The sequence below is a fragment of the Candidatus Methylomirabilota bacterium genome (assembly GCA_035709005.1).
Taxonomy (GTDB): domain Bacteria; phylum Methylomirabilota; class Methylomirabilia; order Rokubacteriales; family CSP1-6; genus 40CM-4-69-5.
On sequence record DASTFB010000080.1, the window covers coordinates 1 to 23,824 of the forward strand.

The following is a 23,824-nucleotide window of genomic DNA, read 5'->3' on the forward strand; positions in this document are numbered from 1 at the left end:
GTGGCCGGTCTTCTTGACGCGGTTGATGGTCTCCCCGACGTGGACCGGGAGGCGGATGGTGCGGCTCTGGTCTGAGATGGCGCGGGTGATGGCCTGCCGGATCCACCAGGTGGCGTACGTGGAGAACTTGTAGCCGCGCCGATACTCGAACTTGTCGACGGCCTTCATCAAGCCGATATTGCCTTCCTGGATCAGGTCCAGGAACTGCAGCCCGCGATTCGTGTACTTCTTGGCGATGGAGATCACCAGGCGGAGGTTGGCCTCCACCATTTCCTTCTTGGCCTGGGCCGCCTTCTGCTGGCCCTGCTTGATGACCGCCATCACGCGCTTGAGCTCGTCGGCCCGGGCGTTGGCCCGGCCCTCGGCCGCCTTCACCTCCTGCTGGGCCACCCAGATCTGTTGCTGCTTGAGGGTGGAGAATTTCTTGGCCGCCTTGAGGTGGAGGTCGCTGGCGCCGTTGCTCCCGTCGCCGTTGGCGCCGGGCTCGCGGAACGATACGTAGAGCAGGTTCTGCCGTTCCTCCTTGGACTTGGTGGCGCCGTTGGTCCACAGGTCGATGACTCGCTCGGCCCGCTCGATGTCCTCGACCAGGTCGCGGAGCCGTTGCACGAGCCCGCGCCGCGCCGCGTCCGGGTCCTCGCGGTCGATGATCTGGTTACCGATGTTGAGGCGGCGCAGCTTGTCCAGCACCTTGCGCTGCCGGTCGCCCGCCTGGTTCTCCAGGCGTTTCCAGGCGGGATCCTTGCCCCGCCCGCCCCGAGCCTTGCGCGTCGAGCGGCCCGACGACTTGGTCCGCAGCTTCTTGACCTTGGCGATGAGCTCGTCCCGCTCGCGCAGGAGCCGGTCCACGTTGGAGAAGGCCGCGATCACCTGGCGGGTGAGATCGGCCTCCTTCTCCTCGGTGAACTCCTCTTCGTTGACGTCGACGACCTCCTTGACCGAGATGTCGGTGCGGCGCAGCTGCTCCCGCAGCTCGCGGAAGCGCTCCAGGGCGAGGTTCGTGCTGAGGATGGCGTTGGCGACCTGGTTCTTGCCTTCCTCGATGCGCTTGGCCAGCGCGATCTCGCCCTCGCGCGTGAGCAGGGCGACCCGCCCCATCTCGCGCAGGTACAGGCGGACCGGGTCCTCGGTGCGGCCGACCGGACCGGGACTGAGGTCGATGTCCGGCCCGTCTTCGTCCGGCTCCTCGGCGGGGACCGCGCGCTGGATCTCGGAGGGCAGGCGGGCCGCCTTGGCCGAGTCCACCACCTCGATATCCAGGGAGCCGAACATCAGCATGATGTCGTCGAGCTGGTCGAGGGACACGATGTCGGAGGGCAGGGCGTCGTTCACCTCGTCGTAGGTGAGGAAGCCCTTCTGCTTGCCCATCGAGATCAGCCGATCCAACTCCTCCAGCTTGGGCTCTTCACTCATGCGTCTGCGCTCCTTGGGGACCGGCGGTCCCGAGTTCGAGCGACTGGGCGACCCCCCCCGCTAGCTCGTACACGACTTTGCTCTCCTGGTGCAGGGCGACGAACTCCTCGCGCGGCGTGTCGGCGCCCCCGGCGGCCGTCTGGCCTTCGCTGATGCTGCGGGTGATCTGCCGCTGGCGTCGCAGGCGATGCTCCCGCTCCAGGTGCGCCGCGAACTGGTCGATCAGGGCCTGGCTGTCGTCTACGCCATCACGCTCCACGACGAGCAGGGCCGATAACAGATTGGCGGCGCTCTCGTCGGACAGGTCCGCAAGCAGGGCCTCGGGGGTGGCGTCGGGGCGGCTCTTGAGGGCGGCCACGATCGCCCGCAGGCCGGCGTGTCGCAGGTCCTCGTCTTCGATGCGGGGCAGCAGGACGGCTCGGGCGCCGAGCGAGCCGAGCAGCAGCGCGATCAGGTCGCGCTCCCGGGCGATGGGCTCGACGGTCGTGGCGGCGGCTGGCGGCGGCGTCGCCGGCCGCCGGAGCGCCGTCTGGAGCTTCTGCGCCTCGATCCAGAGCTGGGCCGGGTCGACCCCGAGCTTGATTCCGGCCTCCCGCGACAAGAGGACGGCCTCCTCCGTGTCGGCGACCTTGGCCAGCATGAGCGCGACCCGGGCGAAGGCGTTGGCTCGCGCGCGCGGACCACTGGCGCCGTCCGGATCAGCGATGGCCCGCTCCAGCGCGTAACCGAGCAGGCTCCGGGCCGACTCCACGCACTCGCGGAACGCCGCGGCGCCGTGCGCGCGCAGGAAGCTGTCCGGGTCGTAGCCGGTCGGCAGCAGCGCGGCCTTGAGGCGGAACGGGCTGCCGGTCTCCAGGGCGCCGGTACGGGTCACCCCCCAGGCCAGCCCCGAGCTCGTCGGCTCGAGCAGCTCGGCCGCGCGCTCGGCCGCTTTCTGGCCAGCGGCGTCGGCGTCGAAGAAGGTCACGACCTCTTCGCACAGGCGCCGCAGGATCCCGAGCTGGGCCGGCGTGAACGCGGTGCCCAGCGCGGCCACGGTCTCGGTGAAGCCGTGCTGATGGGCCATCAGGCAGTCGACGTAGCCCTCCACCAGCAAGGCGCGATTGCGCTCGCGGATGGAGGCGCGGGCCAGATCGGCGGCGTAGAGGAGATTGCCCTTGGTGTAGATCGGCGTCTCGGGGGAGTTGAGATACTTCGGGGTCTCGTCACCGAAGGCGCGTCCGCCGAATGCCACCACGCGTCCCTGCGCGTCGCGGATGGCGAAGATCAGGCGCCCCCGGAAACGGTCGTAGTGGCCGCCGCCGGCCTCGCGCCGTACGGCCAGGCCGGCAGTCTCCAGCGCCTCGGCCGGGACGCCTTCGCCGCGCATGAACCCGAGCAGGTTGTCCCAGCCCTCGGGGGCGTACCCCAGCCGGAAGCGTCGGGCCACCTCGAGATCGATGCCGCGCTGCTCGAGGTACCGGCGGGCTCGATCGCCGCCCGCTCGGTGGAGCGCGTCGGCGAAGCACTGGGCGGCCAGCTCCATGACCCGGTAGAGCTCCTCCCGTCCCGAGTCTTGCCGGGCGGTGCGATCCTCGGGCAACGTCACCCCGGCCGTCTTGGCGAGCGCGCGGACGGCCTCGGGGAAGGTCAGGCGGTCCATTTTCATGAGGAACCCGAAGACGTCCCCGCCCACGCCACAGCCGAAGCAGTGAAAGATCCCCCGCTTGGGGTTGACCATGAACGAGGGCGTCTTCTCGGCGTGGAACGGGCACAGCCCCTTCCAGTTGGCGCCCGCCTTGCGCAGGTTCACGAACCGCCCGGCGAGGTCCACGATGTCGGCGCTGGCGCGGATCTCGTCGAGGAGGGCGGGAGAGTAGCTGGCCATCAATTGATCCTGAGAGTAGCGACGGTGGCGCCGGCCCCGCCCTCCGCGGGTTCCCCGTCTCGATACGACTCCACCAGCGGATGGGCGGCCAGCAGGTCGCGGACGCTCTTGCGCAGGGCTCCGGTGCCCTTGCCGTGTACGAGGCGCACGGTCGGCAGGCCGGCCATGAAGGCGTCGTCCAGATATTGCTCCACGAGGTCGCGCGCCTCGTCCGTCCTCTTGCCGATCAGCATCAGCTCGGTCGCGACTGCGCGCGCCGGGGGGGTGGCGACCCCCCTCGGGACCACGAGGTTGGCGGCGTCGGCTGCGTTGCGCGTTTCCATCGATCCGTGGGGGCGATTGGGGCGAGGGAAACGGGTCCCAAGTGGGGTCGCCACCCCCCCGGCGCTCCCGGTTGCGGTCGTCCCGACGCTGAGCGGACGAAGGGCGGTGAGGGGGACGCGGATGGTGATCGCGCCGCTTCGGACGGTCGCCATGTCGCCGGCGACGGCGACCAGCTCGCCTTTGAGGCCGAGATGGTCGGCGGCGACGGCTGCACCAGGCTCGAGCGAGGCGCCGGTGTCGGCGGGAGCCGGCGGGTCGGGCATGGCCTTGACCGTGGCCTCGCGCAGGCGCCGGCGGCTGGCGTCCAGGTCGCGCCGTGAGCGCTCGGAGCGCTTGAGCCGTTCCCATTCAGCGCTGATGGCCCGACGGATGTCTCCGAGCAACCGGCTCGCCTCCTCCTTGGCCCGAGCGACGGTATCCCGCGCCTTGCGCTCGGCGGCGGCCTCGGCGTCGCGGGCGGCGGCCAACCGGGCGGCCGTTTCCTGCTCGCGACGTTCGATGGCGATCACCCGCTCGGCCTCGCACCGAGTGTACTCGTCCAGCCAGCGGAGCAGCTCGCTCAGCCGCGTGGCGTGCAGCGAGCGGTGGCTCTCGGCCCGGGCGATCAGCTCGGGGGCCAGGCCGAGGCGGGCCGCGATGGTCAACGCCAGGCTCTGTCCCGGGCGGTCGTAGCGGAGACGAAACGTGGGGGCCAGGGACGCGGCGTCGAACTCGACGGAGGCATTCCGCGCACGGGGATGAGTGCTGGCGAACGCCTTGAGGGGCTCCAGGTGGGTGGTGGCCATGACGAGCGCTCCGCGCTCGACCAGGGATTCCAGAATCGCCTCGGCCAGGGCCGCCCCCTCGTCCGGGTCGGTGCCTGCTCCCAGCTCATCCAGCAGGACGAGCGAGCTCTCATCCGCCTCGGCCAGGATTTCCCGGACCTGCTTGACGAAGGCGGAGAACGTCGACAGGTTCTCGGCCACGCTCTGATCGTCCCCGATGATCGCGTGCAGCCGCGTGAAGACCGGCAGGCAGGAGCCGTCCTCGGCGGGGATGTGGCAACCGCTCTGGGCCATCAGCGCGTGCAACGCCAACGTCTTGAGGGCGATGGTCTTGCCGCCGGCGTTGGGTCCGGTGATCACGACGACGGGGCGGTCAGGGGTGAGCTCGAGGTCGGCGGGCACGACGGGGCGGTCGGGATGCTCCCAGCTCTGGGCCAGGAGCAGCGGATGTCGGGCCCCCTTGATGTGGACCCGGCGCTCCCCGCTGACGCGCGGCATGGTGGCGCCCATCCGATCGGCGAGGCGGGCGCGGGCGAACACGAGATCCAGTCTGGCGACCGTCTGGACCAGCTGCTCGAGGTCGTCCAGTCGCGCGCGGACCGCATCGGTGAGCTCGGCCAGGATGCGAGCCGTCTCCGCTTCTTCGTCCCGGGCGAGCTGGACGAGGTCGTTGTTGGACTCCACGACGTCCCCGGGTTCCATGAATACCGTCTGCCCGCTCTGGGAACGGTCGTGGACGATGCCGTGAACGCGGCCCCGGGCCTCGGCTCGAACCGGCAGCACGTAGCGGCCGTGACGCACCGTGACAAAGCGGTCGGCATAGAGCCGCTCGGCATCCGGCCCGGCCAGCATGCGCTCGAGCTCACCGAGCAGCCGCTGGCGTCGATCGCGAATCTCCCGCCGCACCTGACCGAGCCTGGGGCTGGCACCGTCGTTGACGCCGCCATCGTCATCCAGGGCCCGCTGCAGCTGGCCATGGAGCGGCCCCGTGGCGGGCAGGGAGGTGGCGAGCGCCGCTAGCTCGGGGGCGAGGGTCCCGGTGGTCCGTCCCCAGGCGACCAGTCGGGGGCCGGCCTCCAGGGTCATGCGCAGGCTGACCAGCTCGAGGCCCTCCAGGATGCTGCCGGGGATCCGGCAACGCTCCAGGGTCTGGCGGACATCGGGGACCGTATCGAGGGGAGGGGAGCCGGTCAGGGGCAGGACGCGACGAGCCTGGGCAGTAGACTCGAGCTCGGCTTGCACGGCGGGCGCATCGAAGAGTGGCGAGAGGGACCCGGCCAGGTCCCGCCCCATGAACGTCAGCGCCTCACTGGCGAGCAAGGCGCCCACGGCTTCCCATTCGATGCCCCGGCTCCAGATGCAGCCCGCCTCCATCGCGTCTCGCCTCGTTCGCTTACCGCCCGAAGCCACGGGAGTGCCGGCGTCTGAGTCGGCGGTGCTGCCGGGTTTAATCGTTCAGCCGCTCGCGGCGCTTGGCCTTCTTGCGTGCAGCGAGCGCCTTGCGCTTCCGCCGGACGCTCGGCTTTTCATAGTGCTGCCGCTTCTTGAATTCGGACAGGAGCCCGGCCTTCTCACACTGCTTCTTGAAGCGCTTGAGAGCGCTCTCGAAGGACTCGTCGGGCTCGACGATCACCTTGGTCACTCGACTCCCCCCCTCCGCGACGGCGACCACCAGCTGGCTAAACGAAAACTATATACCATCGGTCGCCCCCACGCGCTACTTCAAGGAAGCCGTGATCAGCTCCAGGACCCGCTCGGCGGCGAGCCTCTCGGCCTCGGCCACCACGGGGAGCTCGTCCGGCTGGAACGCCTCCAGCACATGATCGGGGATGGCCTCCTTGCGCTCGGGCCGGCCCACGCCGACCTTCACCCGCCGGACGTTCTCCGTGCCGAGCGCCTCGAGGACGGACCGCACGCCGTTGTGGCCGCCGTGACTGCCCTTGAGGCGGACGCGGACGGTCCCCATGGGCAGGTCGATATCGTCGTAGACGAGGATGAGGTCGCCGGCGTCGGCCCCGTGACGGCGAAGCGCCGCGGCCACGACCGGCCCGCTCAGGTTCATGAAGGTTTGGGGCTTGACCAGGGTGACCGGCTCGCCACGCCACTGGCCCCGGGCGATCAGCGTCGGGCCCTCCCGGCGCCAGGCCCGTCGAAACTGCTGGGCCAGCAGGTCGAGCACGCGGTGGCCGACGTTGTGTCGCGTGGCCCGGTACTCGGGACCCGGGTTCCCCAGACCGACGACCACGACGCCCACCGCTGGCGCGAGCGCCTACTTCTTGGCCTTCTCGGCCGGCTCTTCCTCCTTCGGTTTGCGCTCGGTCAGGACCTCGGGCTCCGCCGTCACCGCCGGCGCCGCCACCTCCGCCACGACCTCTTCCGCCATCGGCGGGGATACCGTCACCACGGCCTGGTCGGGGGCGTTCAGCAGGCGGACCCCCTCCGGCGCCTGGAGGTCGCCCACGGTCAGCACGTCGCCGATCATGAGCGCCGACACATCCGCGTCGATCCGCTGGGGGATCATGGTCGGCAGGCAAGAGACCTCGAGCTCGTGCAGCACGATGTTCAGGATGCCCTTCTGATCCTTGACGCCGGCTGCCTCCCCCACCGGGTGGACGGCGACCCGCACCGTGATGGCCCGGTCGGCCCGCACTTCCTGCAGGTCGACATGGAGCAGCCCCTCGCTCACGGGGTCGAACTGCATATCCCGGATGATGGCCATCCGGGTCCCGGCCTCGCCCTCGAAGCTCAGCGTCAGCAGCTGGGTGGACCCCTGATGCCCCTGGATGATGCGCAGCACGGCCCGGGGATCGACGGTGACGGCTTCCGGCTGGGCTCCCCCGTAGAGGACGGCTGGAATGACACCGCTCCGCCGTAGCTGCTTGGCCCGCTGCTTGCCGGTGCCTTCCCGGCGTCGGATCGTGAGCACTTGCGTCGGCATGAATCGCTCCTTCAGATGAACAGGGTCGACACAGATTCCTCGTCGTGGATGCGACGAATGGCCTCGCCCAGGATGGGGGCCACCGTGAGCACGGTCAGGTGCGGCAGTCGCTTGTGCTCGGGGACGGGGATCGAGTTGGTGACCACGACCTCCTCGAGCGGCGCGGCCTGGAGGCGATCGAGCGCGGGGCCCGAGAGCACCGCGTGGACTCCGCAGGCGAGGATGCGCCGGGCCCCCTCGCGCTCCAGCGCGCCCACCGCCTGGGTCAGGGTGCCCGCCGTGTCGATCATGTCGTCGATGACGACCGTGTCCTTGTCGCGCACATCGCCGATGAGGTACATGGCGATGGCCTGATTGGGCCCCTCGCGCCGCTTGTCGATGATGGCGAGCCCGGCCCGCAGGCGCTTGGCGATGGCCCGGGCCCGCTCGACCCCGCCGGCGTCGGGCGACACGATGACCGCGTCGCGAAGATCCTTCTTGCCGAGGTAGTCGACGATGACCGGTGCCGCGAACAGGTGATCGACCGGGATGTTGAAGAAGCCCTGGATCTGTCCGGCATGGAGGTCGAGAGCCAGCACCCGGTCCACCCCGGCGGCCGTGAGCAGGTCGGCGACCAGCTTGGCCGTGATGGGCACCCGGGGCTGCACCTTGCGATCCTGTCGCCCGTAGCCGTAGTAGGGCAGCACGGCCGTAATGCGCCGGGCCGAGGCCCGCTTGAGCGCGTCGATCAACACCAGGAGCTCCATCAGGTTGTCGTTCACGGGCGGGCACGTGGGCTGTACGACGAACACGTCGGTGCCCCGGACGTTCTCGTTGACCTGCACGAAGACCTCGCCGTCGGAAAACCGGGAGACCTCCACATCGCCCAGCGGCAGATGCAGATAGCGGGCGATCTCCTGGGCCAGAGAGGGATTGGCGTTGCCTGTGAACAGCTTGAGGTCGTAGGTCATCGCGTCTCTCGCTTGGCGTTGGTTGGGGCGGGAGGATTCGAACCTCCGTATACGGGATCCAAAGTCCCGCGCCTTACCGCTTGGCCACGCCCCAGCATCCCGTCCGCCCTCATCGTGCACCGCTCCGTATCTGGACTGCCGGCCCCCGTGTCGTCCGCACCGCCCAGCACGCCCAGGACGGCCGGGTCACGCGCGCCCGAATCTGGCGGGCATGCTCGTACGAGCGCGCCACCCCGAACACCGTCGGTCCACTGCCCGACATGGCCGCGCCCAGCGCCCCGGCCGCGAGCAGCGCCGCCCGCATGCGCCCGATCTCGGGGGCGCAGGGGGCCACCGCCGCCTCGAGCCCATTGTAAAGGCTCGCGGCCACCCGGGTCGCGCGGCGACTGCCCAGCGCCAGCACCATCACCCGGGCTCGATGGCCGTCCGAGTAAATCGCCGGCGTGACGCGGCCATAGACCTCGGCGGTGCTCGAGCCGTGTCGGGGATTGACGAGCACGAGGCCCAATCCCCCGGTCGCGACCGGCGCGAGGACCTCGCCCCGTCCGGTGGCCAGCGCCCCGCCGCCCTGCAGAAAGAACGGGACGTCCATGCCCAGACCGACGGCGACTTCTTCGAGCCTGGCCCGGGGCCAGCGCAGACCCCACAGGCGGTTCAGCCCGACCAGCACCGCCGCCGCGTCGGCCGATCCCCCACCCAGCCCGGCCGCCACCGGGATTCGCTTGTCCAGCGCCACGCGCACACCCCGGTCGATGCCCGCGGCGGCTCGCAGGGCCAGGGCGGCCCGCACAGCGAGATTCGTGGCGTCTGCCGGCACGCTTGCACCGCTCACGCGCAAGTCGACGGCGTCGGACTCCTCGAGGGTCAGCCGGTCGGTCAGGTCGACGGTCTGCATGACCGTCGCGATCTCGTGGTAGCCGTCGTCACGCTTGCCCAGGACCTCCAGGACCAGGTTCACCTTGGCTGCGGCGCTGAGCACATAACGGCGACCGCCTCCCGACCCCTTCGACAAGGCAGCCGAGCGTACCACGCACCCCCGGTAGCGTCAACGTAAGCGCCCGATTTCTCGAAGGTCTGGAACGGTCAGCGCAGGTGCTCGACGCGGGCGCCGGGAGGCAGCGTCTGCCGGAAGCGCTCGGCGTCGATGCCTCCGTCGAACACGGGGTCCCGGTAGCGCACCGAGCCCGTCAGGTACTCATTGGCGGCGCTCAGGTCGAAGCCGCGCAGCCGCCCATCGCCGTCGCGCAGGTAGGTGACCAGGGCCTCGTAGCGCCCTCCCGTGATCTCCAGGCGGCGGATCACCCCGCTCTGAAAGTCCATCCAGACGCGCTGCCGGTGATCGGTGCCGATGAGCTCGAGCGAGGGGCCGTGCTCGTCGGCCGGGAGCAGCGAGGCCACCCGGAGGTCCCTGGGCGGGACGGCGCGCGCGGCCAGGACGCCCACCAGGTCGTCGGGGCTGAAGGGTAGGCCGAGCAGGCGTGCGGCGGTGTCGGCGGTGGCCGGCCCGATCAGGGCACGGTGGTCGGCCGCGTTGTAGGCGACGAGCTGGCTGTCGTGGATGGTCATCACGAGCAGGGGTTGGCCGAAGGGGGACAGGGCCTCGAGCCTCAGCGAGGCCGGGGCCTTGGCCAGGACGATCGCGGTGAGGGCGTGCCGCTCCTTGCGACGCTGCAGGTGGATGTCGGCGACCGTTCGCAGATCCGAGAACTCCCGCCAACGCGCCGTCAGCAGATCGATGGCCCGGTGCACCTCCGGGTCGATGGGAGCCCGGAGCGGCGGCAGGGCCCGGGCACAGCCGGCGAGCAGGACGAGAGCGAGGACGAGGGCGCTACGGAGTTGCCTTCGAGGGCTCACCCTTGAGTCGCCCCAGACGCTGCCGGAGCTCGTCCACCTTCTTCTTGATGCCGGCGGCGGTCGGGTCCAGCTGCAGTGACCGTTCCCACGCCGCCAGCGCATCGTCGTGCCGGCCGGCCTTGACGTAGGCGTCGCCCAGGTGATCGAAGATGACCGGGTCGGGTTCCTTGGTCTTCTGTACCGCGCGCTCGAGCTCGCGCAGCGCCTCGGCATAGCGACCTTGCTGGTAGTACGCCCAGCCCAGGCTGTCGATGAAGTAGCCGTTGTCGGGCTCCAGATCCAGGGCCTTGGTGATGAGCTCGACCGCCTCGTCGAGGTTCTCGCCGCGCTCGGCGTACATGTAGCCGACGTAGTTGTAGGCTTCGGCGTGCTTGGGGTCGATCGCGATCACCCGGCGAAACGCCCCCACGGCCTCCTTGAAGCGCTGCTGCTTCTCGAGGACGACGCCCAGCTGGAAGTGCAGGTCCTTGCTCTTGTCGTCGAGGATGAGGCCTTCCTGCAGGATCTCGGCGGCGCGATCGTACTGCTTGTCCCGGAAATAGGCGCTGCCCAGGTACAGGAACAGCTCGGCCCGCTTGGGCTCCAGGTTCACGGCCTCCCGCAGCACCGCGATGGCCTCGTCGTACCGCTTGGCGCGCCCATGCAGGAAGCCGAGCTGTACCCGGGCGTCGATCGAGCGGGGGTCGAGCCGGAGGATGCGCTCGAGCTCGGTCCTCGCGTCGTCGTCATGGCCGCCCTCCATCAGGCTGGCCGCGAGGAAGTAGCGCGCCCGGAGGTTGTTCGTTTCCAGCAACACCGCGCGCCGGAAGGCCTCGACAGCTTTGTCCCAGAGCTTCTGCTCGTAGTACACGGCTCCCAGCTTGGTCCACAGCCGGGCATCCCTGGGGGCGACCTCGGTCAACGACTCGATCTCGCTCTGGGCTTCCGCGAACCGGCCCAGCCGGATCAGCAGATCGCCCAGCCGCTCGACGAAAGTCGGGTTGTCCGGATTCGACTGGACCGCGTGCCGGTAGGCTGCGACTGCCTCGTCCGGCTGGCGCTTGGCCTCGTAGGCGTAGCCGAGGGCGGTCCAGGCGCCGTCGTGATCGGGGTCGAGCTCGACGGCCCGGGACAGACGGGTGATGGCCTCGTCGAGCTGATCGGTCTCGATGGCCAGGCGGCCCAGCAGAAAGTGCGCCTGGGCCAGACGCGGGTGCCGCTCGATGAGACGCTGCAGCACTTCTCGGGCCCGATCGTACGCCTTGCGCTCGACGTGGTAGCGGGCGAGGGTGAGATAGGGCTCCTGGGCCTCGGGGTTCAGCGCGATGACGCGTTCGAGCTCGGCCTCGGCCTCCGCATACCGGCGCTGTCCCCGGTGGAGCTCGGCCAGGGTCAGGTGACCCGCCGGGTCGTCGGGGGCGATCTCCACGGCCTTGCGGGCGGCGGCCAGGGCTTGCTCGGGCTCTTCGATGCGCGCCAGCCAATGGGCCAGCTCCCGCCACAGGAACGCGGAGCGCTCGTCGCGCTTGATCGCTTCCTGAATCGCCGCCACTGCTTCCTTGAAGCGGCCGGCCTGGGCGTGCAGCTGGGCGATCGAGTAGTGATAGTACGCCTCGGCGGCCGGGGTCAGCGGCTGCGCGGCCGCTTGACGCGGAGTCGGTCGCTCGAACTGGGTGGCGAGCTTCCCCATGTTGGCGCAGGCGGGAAGCGCGCCCGCGAGAGTGAGCACCGCCAGTAGCCCCCCCATCGAGGCCTGGCGTGCCCGGACCAGCAGCCGGCGGGCCGCCGAACGCGCCTGCTCGTCGGCGATCGTCGCCACGGCGGTGTCGATCTCCTGCGCCTCGTCCCGGCTGAGGGCCCGGCGTCGGGGCGGGCGCGCCGTGGGCGGCGTGACCGTCGCCGGCAGTGGGCCGAGGCTCACGCGCAGGCTCCGCACGTCGGAGAAGCGCGCGCTCAGGCGGGCGCTCAACTCCGGCGCGCGTAGCGTCAGTTCGTGGAGCCACGGGGAGTTGTCGGCCACGATCTCCAGGCAGCCGTTGACCAGCCGCCACGGGCGCGCATGCCGGGCTACTTCCCGGCCGGCGATCTCCGGCCAGGCTCGGCGCATCCGGTCGAGGGCCAGGGGCCCTTCGAGCTCGGGCATTGCGCTCGTCAGCAGGTCAGCGATGGGCCGCGGCCTGGTCGACTTCACCGGTCGTTATCATACCCCCGCCTTCGAGGGCCAGACCAGGATCTTGGGCTCTGTGCCGTCGAATTGACTCGCCTCGGACCGGCCTTTATAGTGACCCCGCATTAATTAAGTGGCCTCGGACATGGTAAAACCGCGCCGCGGAGACGTGATCGATCTGGCCATCGACGATCTCGCCTTCGGCGGGGAGGCGGTCGGTCGGGTCAACGGCTACGTGGTCTTCGTCCGTAACGCCGTGCCGGGTGACCGGCTCCGGGTGCGCATCACCGAGACCCGCGCCCGCTATGCGCGAGGCCAGGTCGAGGCCGTGGTAGAAGCGTCCCCCCACCGGGTCGAGCCGCCCTGTCCCTACTTCGGTCGGTGCGGAGGCTGCCGGCTCCAGCACATCGCTTACCCGTCCCAGCTCGCCTTCAAGGAGAAGCAGGTCCACGACTGTCTGACCCGCCTGGGCGCCGCGGGTCGCTTCGAGCTGCGCCCGATCCTGCCCGCTCCGGAGGCGTATGCCTATCGCAACAAGATGGAATTCACGGTGGCGCCGGGCGGCGCCGGACCGGTGATCGGGCTTCACGAGGCCGACCGATATGACGTGGTGCTGGACATCGAGCGGTGCCTGCTGCAGTCCGAGACCATGAACGCGCTTCTGGACGAGGTCCGCGCCCAGGTGCGCGCCCGCGGCCTCAGCGTCTGGGAGCAAGCGTCCGAGCGTGGTCTGCTGCGCTACGTGACGCTGCGCGAGGGCCGCCACACCGCGGACGCCATGGTCAACCTCGTGGCCGGGGCACCCGATGTCGAGCAGTTGGGGCCGGTGGCCGAGGGGTTGAAGGCCCGGGTGCCGTCCACGACCAGCGTCGTCTTGAACGTGAACGCCAAGAAGGCCGCGGTGGCCATCGGCACCGAGGAGCATGTCCTGCTCGGGCGGGACCACATCACGGAGTCCCTGGCCGGGCTGACGTTCCAGGTATCGGCGAGCTCGTTCTTTCAGACCAACACGGTGCAGGCCGAGCGGCTGTTCGCGCTCGTGGCCGAGGCCTGCGCGCTAGGCGGCGGGGAGACGGTGGTGGACCTCTACTCGGGCACCGGGGCCATCAGCCTGCTGCTGGCCCGGCGCTGCCGCCACATCTACGGCATCGAGGTTTCGGCGGCGGCCGTGGCCGACGCCGTGAGGAATGCCCACGCCAACGGCATCGCGAACGCGACGTTCCTGGCCGGCGAGGTGCGCCACGCGCTGCCCACGCTGCTGGGCGAGGGAGTCCGCGCGGATGTCGCCGTGGCCGACCCCCCCCGCGCCGGCTTCCACCCCAAGGCGCTGACCGCCCTGGTCACGCTGGCGCCCGCGCGCATCGTCTATGTCTCCTGTAATCCCGCCACGCTGGCTCGCGACGTCGGTGATCTCCTCCGTCACGGCTACCGGCTGCAGTGGGTGCAGCCGGTGGATATGTTCCCGCAGACGCCCCACATCGAGGCCGTCGCCCGTCTCGACCGGCCGGCCTGAGCCGGGAGCGCCGCCGAGGGCGAGCCACAGCACCACGGCCGTCGCCACGTGGGCGGCCCGCGGCCGGGCCGCCAGGGCGACGAGCACGGCGGCCAGCGCGCCGGCCCCGTCGAGGGCGACGTCGCCCAGGCTCGCCGTGCGGGTGAACACCACGGTCTGGTGGACCTCGTCGAGGCACGCCCAGCCCAGGCCGGTGGCCAGGGCCGTCCACGCGGCGGTACGGGGGGACCATCGAGCTCCCACCGTCAGAGCGCGGAACCACAGGAACGTCAGGATGGCGTACTCGGCGACGTGGGCTCCCTTGCGGGCGAGCCCGTGCAGGACGTCGAGCTCCGGGGGGCTGGCCCACGGCACGAGCCACCGCAGCAGCGGAAGGAGCATCCGACCGGAGTATTCCACGCTGCCGGCGTCGGTCGAGAGGAGGAAGACCACTCCCATCCAGACGAGAGGTGGCAGCCAGTGAACCGGTCTCATGCGTTCAGTCTACCGTGGGCGTGGTAGAGTGACGCGATGCTCGGCGAGATCCTCGACGATCTCTTGACGTCGCCGTCGACCGGGCCGTGCATCACGACGTTCCGTCACTTCCCCTCGCGACCCGCCGTCCTCGTCCCCTTTCCCTCGTCGCTCGATCCGCGGGTCGCCGAGGCGCTGCGGGACCGCGGGATCACCGAGCTCTATTCGCACCAGGCGCGCGCCTGGGATCTGGTGGCGAAGGGCGAGCACGTCGTGGTCGTGACCCCGACCGCTTCCGGCAAGACGCTCTGCTACAACCTGCCGGTGCTGCAGACGCTGCTGGCCCAGCCCGACGCCCGCGTGCTCTACCTCTTCCCCACCAAGGCGCTGGCGCAGGACCAGCTGGCCGAGCTCGAGGAGCTGGCCCGTAGCCTGCCCGAGCTCCGGATGTTCACGTACGACGGCGACACGCCGCAGGACGCCCGGCGCGCCGTGCGCGCGCGCGCCAATCTGGTCTTGACCAACCCCGACATGCTGCATTCGGGAATCTTGCCCCATCACACGAAGTGGGCCATCCTCTTCCAGAATCTGCGGTTCGTCGTCATCGACGAGCTCCACGCCTATCGGGGCGTGTTCGGCAGCCACGTGGCGAACGTCATCCGGCGGCTCAAGCGCCTGTGCCGCCATTACGGATCCACGCCCCAGTTCGTCATGGCCTCGGCTACGATCGCCAATCCGCGCGAGCTGGCCGAGCGGCTCACTGGCGAGGCCGTAGCGGAGGTCTCCGAGAACGGGGCGCCCCGTGGCGACAAGCTCTTCCTCTGCTACAACCCGCCGGTGGTGAACGCGGAGCTCGGCATTCGCGCGCCCTACCTGGGCGAGGCGGCCCGGCTGGCGGTTCGGTTCCTCAGGGAGCGGATTCCGACCATCGTCTTCGCGCAAAGCCGCCTGGCCACCGAGGTCATGCTCGGGGCGATCAAGACCGGCGTGGCCGACCGGACGGGCGATGCCGGCATCGTCCGTGGCTACCGGGGCGGCTACCTGCCCGGCCGACGCCGGGCGGTCGAGCAAGGCCTGCGCGCGGGCGAGGTGCTGGGCGTCGTCTCCACCAACGCCCTGGAGCTGGGGGTGGACATCGGCCATCTCGACGTGGCCGTCCTGGCCGGGTACCCGGGCACCATCGCCTCACTCTGGCAGCAGGCGGGACGCGCCGGCCGCCGGGCTGGCTCTTCGGCGGCGGTCTTCGTGGCGACCAGCGCCCCGCTCGACCAGTTCATGGTCGCCCACCCCGATTACCTGTTCGGCACACCGCCGGAGCATGCCCGGGTCAATGCCGACAACCCGTTCATTCTGGTCAACCACCTCAAGTGCGCGGCCTTCGAGCTGCCCTTCGGCGGCGACGAGCGGTTCGGCGAGCTGGACGTGCGTCGCTACCTCGCCGCCCTGGAGGACGAAGGAGTCCTGCACCAGGCGGGCGGGCGCTGGCACTGGGCATCCGAGACGTACCCGGCCGACCACATCTCGCTCCGCACCGTGACCAGCGACAACTTCGTGGTGATCGACACCACGGCGCGGGACGACAAGCAGACGAAGCGGCGGCAGATCATCGCCGAGGTCGACTGGGGCAGCGCCTTCGCCACCATCCACGCCAAGGCCATCTACCTGGTGGAGAGCGAGCCCTACGAGGTGCAGGAGCTGCACTACCGCGAGGACGAAGAGAAGGTCGCCTACGTCAAGCGGGTCCACGTCGACTACTTCACGGACGCGATCAGCGCCAGGGGCGTGTGGATTCTCCGCCGCCTGGCCGATCGCGAGCACCCCGCCTACGTCGCCGAGCAGGGGGAGGTGCTGGTGGCCGAGAAGGTGGTCGGCTTCAAGAAGATCAAGATGGGGACGCTGGAGAACGTGGGATCCGGCGAGGTGGAGTTGCCCCAGCAGGAGAAGCAGACCACGAGCGCCTGGATCACCCTGCCCGAGGAGACGCTGGCCCGGGTCAGCGCCTCGCGCGAGGAGCTGATCGACGGCTTGCGGGCCGTCACCTACCTGTTGCACCACCTGGCCCCCATCTTCCTGCTCTGCGACATCCGCGACCTCGGCTCGTGGCTGGGCGACACCACGCCGGCCGAGACGGGCGCGGTGGCCACGCGCGAGAGCACCAAGCGGCGGCTCCTGGGCGCCGAGCGCTTCCAGCCCACCATCTACCTCTACGACGCCCACGCCGGTGGCATCGGTTTGGCCGAGCGGGTGTTCGACGTTCTGCCCATGCTCCTGCAGCGAGGGCTCGACATCCTTCAGGCCTGCCCCTGCCGCTGGGGCTGCCCTTCCTGTGTCGGTCCGGTCAACGAGGTGGGGCGCCGGGCCAAGGTGACGGCGGCGGCGCTGCTCGGTGAGCTCACTCGCTGAAGCTTCCGGCCGGGCGGGCCTCGACGAGCTCCGCCGGATCATCCGGCGGATCGAAGCCTCCCGGCCCTTGCGGGCCACGCCCGAGCCCCTCGAGCACGTCGTGGGCGGCGAGCTGGTCGACACTCCGGCCGGACGGCTGGTCACGGTCCGGCGAGAGTTCCCGCTCACGCATCACCACGGGCGGTGGGCCCTGGCTCACGCGCTGGAGGCCTCGCCGGTCGTCCTGCGCCTGATCGGTCGAGCCGAGGAGGCGCCGGCCCAGGCCCGCAACCTGCTATTCCTCGATACGGAGACGACGGGGCTCGCCGGGGGCACCGGGACCTACGCGTTCCTGGTGGGCGTGGGCTATGAGGAGGCGGACCGGTTCATCGTCGTGCAGTTTTTCATGCGCGACTTCGACGAGGAGCCGGCCCTGCTGACCGCCCTGGAACCGCTGCTCCAGCGCGCCAGCGGCATCGTGACGTACAACGGCAGCGGTTTCGACGTGCCGCTGCTGGAAACACGCTTCGTGATGGCCCGGCGACGGTGGCCGGCGACGCTGGGCCACCTGGATCTTCTGCGCCCGTGCCGACGGGTGTGGGCGCCGCGGCTGGCCGACTGCCGGCTCCACACGCTCGAGCGCGAGGTGCTGGGTCTCGTCCGCGAGGACGACGTCCCCGGGGCCCTCATCCCCACCCTTTACTTCGAGTTCCTCAAATCCCGCCGCGCCGCGCCGCTGGCCCGGGTGTTCTCGCACAACCGGGCCGACATCCTGTCGCTGGCCGGACTGCTCGGCTGGTTCACCCGGGCCCTGGCCGATGATCCCGGTCTCGACGCGCGGCCGGAAGAGCTGGCCGGGCTGGGCCGGCTGTGGGAGCGGCAGGACCGGGAGCGGAGCGCCGGATACTATCGCGCCGCGCTGGATGCCGGCCTGGACGGCCCGCAGGCGCGCTGGGTGCGCCTGCGTCTGGCGCTGTGGGAGAAGCGCCTGGCCCGCTGGGATGCGGCCTGCGCGCTCTGGAAGGCGGTGGCCGGCGCCGACCGGTTCGATCCGGAGCCCTGGCAGGAGCTGGCCAAGTACCACGAGCACCGGCGCCGTGACTTTGCGACCGCCCGGCGTGTGGTGCTGGAGGCGCTCGACCAGGCCCGGCGGGCCTGCGCCGCGCCGGCGCTCATCCAGGACCTCATGCACCGGCTGAGCCGCCTGGAGCGGCGGCTCGGCGCCGTGGAGGCCTGAGCCCACCGGGTCAGGTCAGCGGAAAGGTCACCACGTGGAGCACGTGGGCCTCGGGACGCACGCGCTGGCCCGTGGTGAACGCCGCCGCCGAAGGCTGCGAGGAGTGCACGCGGCGGCCCGAGGCCAGCCCCAGGCAGTAGAGCGTCTCCGGCCCGCGGAAGTAGCGCCGCAAGATGACGGCCTGGCCGTCCGGGGCCGGTACGAACGTGATGTCGTCGGGGCGGATCATCACGCTCACCTGCTCCCCCGGCTCCCGATCTTCCACGTTTCGGAACACGCCGACCTCGGTGACGATGCCCTCCGAGGTCACCAGCCCGGGCAGGAAATCGGCGGCGCCGACGAACTCGGCCACGAAGGGCGATGCCGGATGGTGATAGATCGCTTCCGGCGACGCCAGCTGCTCGAGTCGTCCCTGGTCGAGGACGCCCACGACGTCGGCGATCGTGAAGGCCTCCTCCTGGTCGTGGGTGACGAAGACGGCGGTGGCGCCTGTCGCCCGCAGCACCTTTTCCACCTCGTCGCGCATCTGGGCGCGGAGGTCGGCGTCGAGGTTGGAGAAGGGCTCATCGAGCAGGACGAGGGTGGGGGCGGGGGCCAGGGCCCGGGCGACGGCCACTCGCTGCTGCTGGCCGCCGCTGAGCTCGTGGGGGTAGCGTCGCGCGAAGTCGGCCAGGCCGACCAGGTCGAGCACGCTGCGCACGCGCTCACGCCGTCGCTCGCGGGGCAGGGCGTGCAGGCCGAAGCCGACGTTGGCCTCCACCGTGAGGTGGGGGAACAGCGCGTAGTCCTGGAAGACCACTCCCACGCCTCGCCCTTCCGGCGGGACCGCGATCCCCCGCTCCGCGTCCGCCATCAACCGGCCGGCGATGATCACCTGTCCCGCGTCGGGGCTCTCGAACCCGGCGATGAGCCGGAGCGTGGTGGTCTTGCCGCAGCCCGAAGGGCCGAGCAGGGCGAGGATCTGCCCCGGCTCGACGGCGAGCGTCAGGCCGTCAACCGCCGGCGGGCGGTCGGCGCCGAAGCGCTTGGTCAGGCGGGCCAGGGTGAGAAGCGCCACTGAGGCTCATTCTAATCGCAGTGGCCTGCCCGCGGGCTCACGACACCGGGGTGAGGGGTGGCTTGCCCTCCAGCACGGCCAGGCAGTTGCGGACTGCGAGGACGGCCATGGCCAACCGCGTGTCGTGCGAGGCGCTGGCGATGTGCGGAGCCAGCACCACGTTGCGCAGCGGCAAGAGACCGGGGTGGATCTTGGGCTCTTCCTCGAACACGTCGAGGCCGGCCCCGGCGATCCAGCCTTCGGCCAGCGCCCGTGCCAGCGCCGCCTCGTCCACGATGGGGCCACGGGCGGCGTTGACCAGGATGGCCGTCTTCTTCATCCGGCGCAGCGCCGGCTCGTCGATCAGGTGCCGCGTCTCGGGCAGGAACGGGGTGTGGACGGTGACGAAGTCGGACTCCGCCAGCAGCGTGTGCCGGTCGGTGTGGGTGGCGTTCAGCTCGCGCTCGATCGCGGGGTCCGCGCGCAGGGCGTCGTGATAGAGGATGTGCATCCCGAAGCCGCCGGCCCGACGCGCGACGGCGCGCCCGATGCGGCCGAAGCCCAGGACGCCGAGCGTCTTGCCGTACACGTCCAGCCCCCAGAGCAGATCCCACTTCCACGCCTTCCACAGGCCGGAGCGGGCGTACTGGTCGGCCTCGACCACACGCCGGGCGGCGGCCATGAGCAGGGCCCAGGCGAAGTCGGCCGTGGTCTCCGTCAGCACGTCGGGGGTGTTGGTGACGATGACGCCGCGCCGTCGGGCCGCGGCCAGATCGATGTTGTTGTAGCCCACGGCGACGTTCGCGACCACCTTGAGATCCGGACTGGGGGCCAGGACCTCGTCGTCGATGGTCGAGATGATGTGGCAGATGAGGCCGGCCTTGCCCCTGAGGCGCCGGATCAGCTCGTCCTTTGAGAAGGGCTGGTCCTCGGGGTTGTAGTCAACCGTAAAATCGGCCGGGATCAGCCGCCGGGCCTCCTCGGGCAAAACGTTTGATATCAAAATACTTTTCGCCATTGGTCGTCCTCAAATTTTTGACTTGATCCGCTCCCGAGGCGCGGCTATATTAGCACTCGCTTTCGGGGAGTGCTAATAGATATCCGGAGGCCATCGTGGCAACAGCCAAGCGTACAGCCGGGAAGGCAGCCAGTACAGTCCAGCACCAGAACAAGGAGGCGAAGAGGGTTATGAAGATTCGTCCGCTGCATGACCGCATCCTGGTGGAGCGGGTCGAGGAGCAGGAGGTCCGCCGGGGCGGAATCATCATCCCCGACACGGCCAAGGAGAAGCCCCAGGAGGGCAAGGTCGTGGCCGTCGGCAACGGCAAGGTGTCGGAGGACGGCAAGAAGATCCCGCTCGACGTCAAGGCCGGGGACAAGATCCTGTTCGGCAAGTATTCGGGCTCGGAAGTGAAGATCGACGACAAAGAATACCTGATCCTTCGCGAGGAGGACGTCCTCGCCATTTTGGAGTAACCATCCCCAAGGAGGGACGTGACAGATGCCCAAGCAGCTGAAGTTCGACGAGGAGGCCCGGGCGGCTCTGCTCCGGGGTGTCAATATCATGGCCGAGGCTGTGAAGGCGACGTTGGGGCCGAAGGGCCGCAACGTGGTCATCGACAAGAAGTTCGGGAGCCCGACCATCACGAAGGACGGCGTGACCGTCGCCAAGGAGATCGAGCTCAAGGACCCCTACGAGGACATGGGGGCCCAGATGCTCAAGGAAGTCGCGTCGAAGACGTCCGACGTGGCCGGTGACGGGACGACGACGGCGACCGTGCTGGCCCAGGCGATCTTCCGGGAGGGTCTGCGCAACGTGACGGCCGGCGCCAACCCCATGGGGCTCAAGCGCGGGATCGAGCAGGCCGTGGGCGCCGTGACCGAGGAGCTGAAGAAGCTCTCCAAGTCGACGAAGGACAAGAAGGAGATCGCCCAGGTCGCCACCATCGCCGCCAACAACGACAAGACGATCGGCAATCTGATCGCCGAGGCCATGGAGAAGGTCGGCAAGGACGGCGTGATCACCGTCGAGGAATCGAAGTCGGCCGATACCGTGCTCGACGTCGTCGAGGGCATGCAGTTCGACCGCGGCTATCTGTCGCCGTATTTCGTGACCGACGCCGAGCGCATGGAAGTCATCCTGGAGGACGCGCTCGTCCTGATCCACGAAAAGAAGATCAGCGTGATGAAGGACATGCTGCCGCTGCTCGAGCAGGTGGCGCGGGCCGGCCGGCCGCTGCTCATCATCGCGGAGGACGTGGAGGGCGAGGCCCTGGCCACGCTGGTCGTGAACAAGCTGCGGGGCACCCTGCACTGCGCGGCCGTGAAGGCGCCCGGCTTCGGCGATCGCCGGAAGGCCATGCTGGAGGACATCGCCACCCTGACCGGCGGCAAGGCCATCACCGAGGACCTCGGCATCAAGCTGGAGAACATCAAGCTCGACGACCTCGGTAAGGCCAAGAAGGTCGTCGTCGACAAGGACAACACCACGATCGTGGAGGGGGCGGGCAAGCAGTCGGCCATCGAAGGCCGCATCAAGCAGATCCGGGCCCAGATCGAAGAGACCACCAGTGACTACGACCGCGAGAAGCTGCAGGAGCGGCTGGCCAAGCTGGCCGGCGGCGTGGCCGTCATCAAGGTGGGCGCGGCCACCGAGACGGAGATGAAGGAGAAGAAGGCCCGCGTGGAGGACGCGCTGAACGCCACGCGCGCGGCCGTCGAGGAAGGCATCGTGCCGGGCGGCGGGGTGGCGCTGCTCCGGGCCGCCAGGGCCGTCGACACGCTCAAGCTCGATTCCGACGAGAAGGTCGGCGCGGCCATCGTGCGGCGCGCCTGCGAGGAGCCCATCCGGCAGATCGTGGAGAACGCTGGTCTGGAAGGCAGTGTCGTGGTGGAGAAGGTGAAGGCCGAGAGCGTGCCCACCCGGGGCTTCGACGCCGAGAGCATGCAGCACGTGGACATGCTGCAGGCGGGCGTCATCGATCCCACCAAGGTGGAGCGCGTGGCCCTGCAGAACGCAGCGTCGATCGCCTCGCTGCTGCTGACCACCGAGGCCCTCATCACCGACATTCCGGAGGACAAGCCGGCGGCCGCACCCCCGATGCCGCACGGCGACATGTACTAGGCGTGAGGAGGGGAGTCCGTGGTTGAGCCCGCGCGATGCGCGGGCGGCGGCCCGGGCCGGGCAACCGGCCCGGGCCGTATCGTTTTTGGGACCTTGACCTTGCTGCCTGAAGGGATGTTTGATAGCCTAAGGCGCTTTTGAGAGGGGGTGAGAAGTCTGCGGGCGTACGAAATTCTCGTGATCATGGATCCTCGGCCCACCGACGAGGAAGTCGCGGCCATGCTGGTGCAGCTCGGTGAGCAGATCAAGGGGCTGGGGGCCGAGGTCACCAACGTCGAAAACTGGGGTAAGCGCCGCCTCGCCTACGACATCCGGAAGCAGCGGGAGGGCACCTACGGGGTGCTCACGGTCAGCGCGGAGCCGGCGACGATCAAGGAATTCGAGCGGCAGCTGCGCCTCAACGAGAACGTCCTGCGTTTCCTCTCGACTCGCGTGCCCATCCGGAAGCGGGCTCGGTCGGCGAAGCCCACGCAGGAGGTCCTCGAGGAGGTCGGCTGATGGCGAGCCTCAACAAAGTTCTCCTGATCGGCAACCTGACTCGTCCCCCGGAGTTGCGTTACACGCCGAGCGGAACCGCCGTGTCTGACCTCCGCATGGCCGTCAACCGCAACTACACGACGCAGAGCGGCGAGAAGCGCGAGGACGCCTGCTTCGTCACCGTCGTGGTGTGGGGCAAGCAGGCGGAGAGCTGCAGCGAGTACCTCGACAAGGGCAGTCAGATCTTCGTCGAGGGGCGGCTGCAGACACGGGACTGGGAGGGCAAGGATGGTCAGAAGCGCACGGTCACCGAGGTCGTGGCCGAGCGCGTGCAGTTCATGTCCCGGACGAAGGGCGCCCCGGCCGCCGCCGTGCCCGCCGCGGCGCCGGCCTTCGCCGAGGAGCCTGCCGGAAACGACGACGACGTGCCGTTCTGAGCCTTCGGAGAAGGCTGGAGGAGAGACGCGATTCCGACGCCACAAAAGCCCGTCAAGCGCCGCCGTTTCGGCCGGCGCAAGGTCTGCAAGTTCTGCGTCGAGAAAGTGGACCTGGTCGATTACAAGGACGTGCGCCGGCTGAGGAGCTACATCAGCGAGCGGGGCAAGATCATTCCCCGGCGCATCTCGGGTAGCTGCGCCCGGCACCAGCGCCAGCTCACGCACGCGGTCCGGCGGGCCCGCACCGTGGCCCTGCTGCCCTACCTCGCCACCGACTAGGCCGGCCGCACATGAAGGTCATCCTCCTCGACGACGTGGCCAAGCTCGGGCGCCGGGGCGAAGTCCGCGACGTTTCCGACGGCTACGCCCGCAACTTTCTTATTCCCAAGAAGCTGGCCCTCACCGCCACGCCCGGCAACCTCAAGAACCTGACCCAGATCAGGACGCAGCAGGACACGAAGGCCCAGCGCATCAAGGGCGACGCCGAGGCGCTGGGCGCCCGGATCGAGGGGCTCGTCTTCGAGGTGACGCGGCAGGCGTCGGAGGAAGGCAAGCTGTTCGGCTCGGTCACGGCCCAGGACCTCGTCGATTTTCTCGCGGGCCAGGACGTGAAGGTCGAGCGGCGTCGCATCCAGCTCGACGAGCCGATCAAGGCGCTGGGGGAAACCACCGTGCCGGTTCGGCTGCATCCCGAGGTGACCGCGCAGCTTCGTGTGAACGTCGTCCGCGAGTAACGTCCGCGCGCGCCGCAACGTCGGCGCGCCCGAGACCCTGCTGTATCCACCGGTGTCCACTTGCTGCCCCCTGCCTATCCCCATCGTTGTCCACCGGCGCGGCACATTTTGCAGAATTTTGTTGACGACGAGCGGGCGTCCGCTTGAGGATCAGCGCGAATGTTTTTCAGTGAGG

General features: G+C 69.7%; 21 protein-coding genes and 1 tRNA gene. 9 read left to right on the forward strand and 13 right to left on the reverse strand.

What is annotated here, in order from left to right; translation table 11 throughout:
• From VFR64_13595 to VFR64_13645, 11 genes are all read right to left on the reverse strand, one after another.
• Positions 1 to 1,413 (reverse strand): sigma-70 family RNA polymerase sigma factor (locus tag VFR64_13595; GenBank protein ID HET9490774.1); only part of this gene is annotated, 1,413 nt, incomplete at its 3' end.
• Positions 1,406 to 3,280 (reverse strand): DNA primase, encoded by a 1,875-nt coding sequence (gene dnaG / locus VFR64_13600; GenBank protein ID HET9490775.1) that lies wholly within the window; start codon positions 3,278 to 3,280, stop codon positions 1,406 to 1,408. The genes dnaG and VFR64_13595, both read right to left, overlap by 8 nt.
• Entirely contained in the window at positions 3,280 to 5,742 is a 2,463-nt protein-coding gene (locus tag VFR64_13605) for a Smr/MutS family protein (protein HET9490776.1), read from the reverse strand. The genes dnaG and VFR64_13605 overlap by 1 nt, the downstream gene beginning before the upstream one ends.
• Positions 5,743 to 5,815: 73 nt before the next feature.
• Positions 5,816 to 6,010 carry a 30S ribosomal protein S21 gene (gene rpsU / locus VFR64_13610; GenBank protein HET9490777.1) on the reverse strand — a complete coding sequence of 65 codons (195 nt, stop codon included), beginning with the start codon at positions 6,008 to 6,010 and terminating at the stop codon, positions 5,816 to 5,818.
• A gap of 75 nt (positions 6,011 to 6,085) precedes the next feature.
• The gene (gene pth / locus VFR64_13615) at positions 6,086 to 6,622 is read right to left on the reverse strand and encodes an aminoacyl-tRNA hydrolase (protein HET9490778.1); all 537 of its coding nucleotides are present in this window, start codon (positions 6,620 to 6,622) and stop codon (positions 6,086 to 6,088) included.
• 15 nt (positions 6,623 to 6,637) lie between these two features.
• Positions 6,638 to 7,306 (reverse strand): 50S ribosomal protein L25, encoded by a 669-nt coding sequence (locus VFR64_13620; protein HET9490779.1) that lies wholly within the window; start codon positions 7,304 to 7,306, stop codon positions 6,638 to 6,640.
• Positions 7,307 to 7,317: 11 nt separating this feature from the next.
• Positions 7,318 to 8,256 carry a ribose-phosphate pyrophosphokinase gene (locus VFR64_13625; GenBank protein HET9490780.1) on the reverse strand — a complete coding sequence of 313 codons (939 nt, stop codon included), beginning with the start codon at positions 8,254 to 8,256 and terminating at the stop codon, positions 7,318 to 7,320.
• 19 nt (positions 8,257 to 8,275) lie between these two features.
• Positions 8,276 to 8,350, reverse strand: a tRNA-Gln gene (locus VFR64_13630).
• A gap of 15 nt (positions 8,351 to 8,365) precedes the next feature.
• The gene (locus tag VFR64_13635) at positions 8,366 to 9,235 is read right to left on the reverse strand and encodes a 4-(cytidine 5'-diphospho)-2-C-methyl-D-erythritol kinase (protein HET9490781.1); all 870 of its coding nucleotides are present in this window, start codon (positions 9,233 to 9,235) and stop codon (positions 8,366 to 8,368) included.
• A gap of 104 nt (positions 9,236 to 9,339) precedes the next feature.
• Positions 9,340 to 10,110 (reverse strand): hypothetical protein, encoded by a 771-nt coding sequence (locus VFR64_13640; GenBank protein ID HET9490782.1) that lies wholly within the window; start codon positions 10,108 to 10,110, stop codon positions 9,340 to 9,342.
• A complete protein-coding gene (locus tag VFR64_13645) occupies positions 10,085 to 12,280 on the reverse strand; it encodes a DciA family protein (protein ID HET9490783.1) in 2,196 nt (731 codons plus the stop codon). The genes VFR64_13640 and VFR64_13645 overlap by 26 nt, the downstream gene beginning before the upstream one ends.
• A gap of 121 nt (positions 12,281 to 12,401) precedes the next feature.
• On the opposite strand from VFR64_13645, the gene rlmD reads away from it, so the two are divergent.
• The 3 genes from rlmD (at position 12,402) to VFR64_13660 (ending at position 17,841) form a co-directional block, all read left to right on the forward strand.
• A complete protein-coding gene (gene rlmD, locus VFR64_13650) occupies positions 12,402 to 13,769 on the forward strand; it encodes a 23S rRNA (uracil(1939)-C(5))-methyltransferase RlmD (protein HET9490784.1) in 1,368 nt (455 codons plus the stop codon).
• A 510-nt stretch (positions 13,770 to 14,279) separates the two neighbouring features.
• Positions 14,280 to 16,625: a DEAD/DEAH box helicase gene (locus VFR64_13655; GenBank protein HET9490785.1), complete on the forward strand. Its 2,346-nt coding sequence runs from the start codon at positions 14,280 to 14,282 to the stop codon at positions 16,623 to 16,625.
• Positions 16,609 to 17,841, forward strand: a complete 1,233-nt coding sequence (locus VFR64_13660; protein HET9490786.1) for a ribonuclease H-like domain-containing protein — start codon at positions 16,609 to 16,611, stop codon at positions 17,839 to 17,841. The genes VFR64_13655 and VFR64_13660 overlap by 17 nt, the downstream gene beginning before the upstream one ends.
• 10 nt (positions 17,842 to 17,851) lie before the next feature.
• Here the strand turns inward: VFR64_13660 and VFR64_13665 are convergent, their stop codons facing one another.
• Positions 17,852 to 18,898, reverse strand: a complete 1,047-nt coding sequence (locus VFR64_13665; GenBank protein HET9490787.1) for an ABC transporter ATP-binding protein — start codon at positions 18,896 to 18,898, stop codon at positions 17,852 to 17,854.
• A gap of 37 nt (positions 18,899 to 18,935) precedes the next feature.
• Positions 18,936 to 19,895, reverse strand: coding sequence for a D-glycerate dehydrogenase (locus VFR64_13670; GenBank protein HET9490788.1), 960 nt, complete (start codon positions 19,893 to 19,895; stop codon positions 18,936 to 18,938).
• Between the two features lie 170 nt (positions 19,896 to 20,065).
• Between VFR64_13670 and groES the strand changes: the two genes are divergently transcribed.
• From groES to rplI, 6 genes are all read left to right on the forward strand, one after another.
• Positions 20,066 to 20,353 carry a co-chaperone GroES gene (gene groES / locus VFR64_13675; protein HET9490789.1) on the forward strand — a complete coding sequence of 96 codons (288 nt, stop codon included), beginning with the start codon at positions 20,066 to 20,068 and terminating at the stop codon, positions 20,351 to 20,353.
• A gap of 25 nt (positions 20,354 to 20,378) precedes the next feature.
• On the forward strand, positions 20,379 to 22,001 hold the full coding sequence (gene groL, locus VFR64_13680) for a chaperonin GroEL (GenBank protein ID HET9490790.1): 1,623 nt from the start codon (positions 20,379 to 20,381) through the stop codon (positions 21,999 to 22,001).
• A gap of 147 nt (positions 22,002 to 22,148) precedes the next feature.
• Complete coding sequence (gene rpsF / locus VFR64_13685; GenBank protein ID HET9490791.1) at positions 22,149 to 22,499, forward strand: 30S ribosomal protein S6; 351 nt, start codon at positions 22,149 to 22,151, stop codon at positions 22,497 to 22,499.
• Positions 22,499 to 22,915 carry a single-stranded DNA-binding protein gene (ssb, locus tag VFR64_13690; protein HET9490792.1) on the forward strand — a complete coding sequence of 139 codons (417 nt, stop codon included), beginning with the start codon at positions 22,499 to 22,501 and terminating at the stop codon, positions 22,913 to 22,915. The genes rpsF and ssb overlap by 1 nt, the downstream gene beginning before the upstream one ends.
• A 30-nt stretch (positions 22,916 to 22,945) precedes the next feature.
• Positions 22,946 to 23,194 (forward strand): 30S ribosomal protein S18, encoded by a 249-nt coding sequence (rpsR, locus tag VFR64_13695; protein HET9490793.1) that lies wholly within the window; start codon positions 22,946 to 22,948, stop codon positions 23,192 to 23,194.
• An 11-nt stretch (positions 23,195 to 23,205) separates the two neighbouring features.
• Entirely contained in the window at positions 23,206 to 23,649 is a 444-nt protein-coding gene (rplI, locus tag VFR64_13700; protein HET9490794.1) for a 50S ribosomal protein L9, read from the forward strand.
• The last annotated feature ends 175 nt before the right edge of the window (positions 23,650 to 23,824 follow it).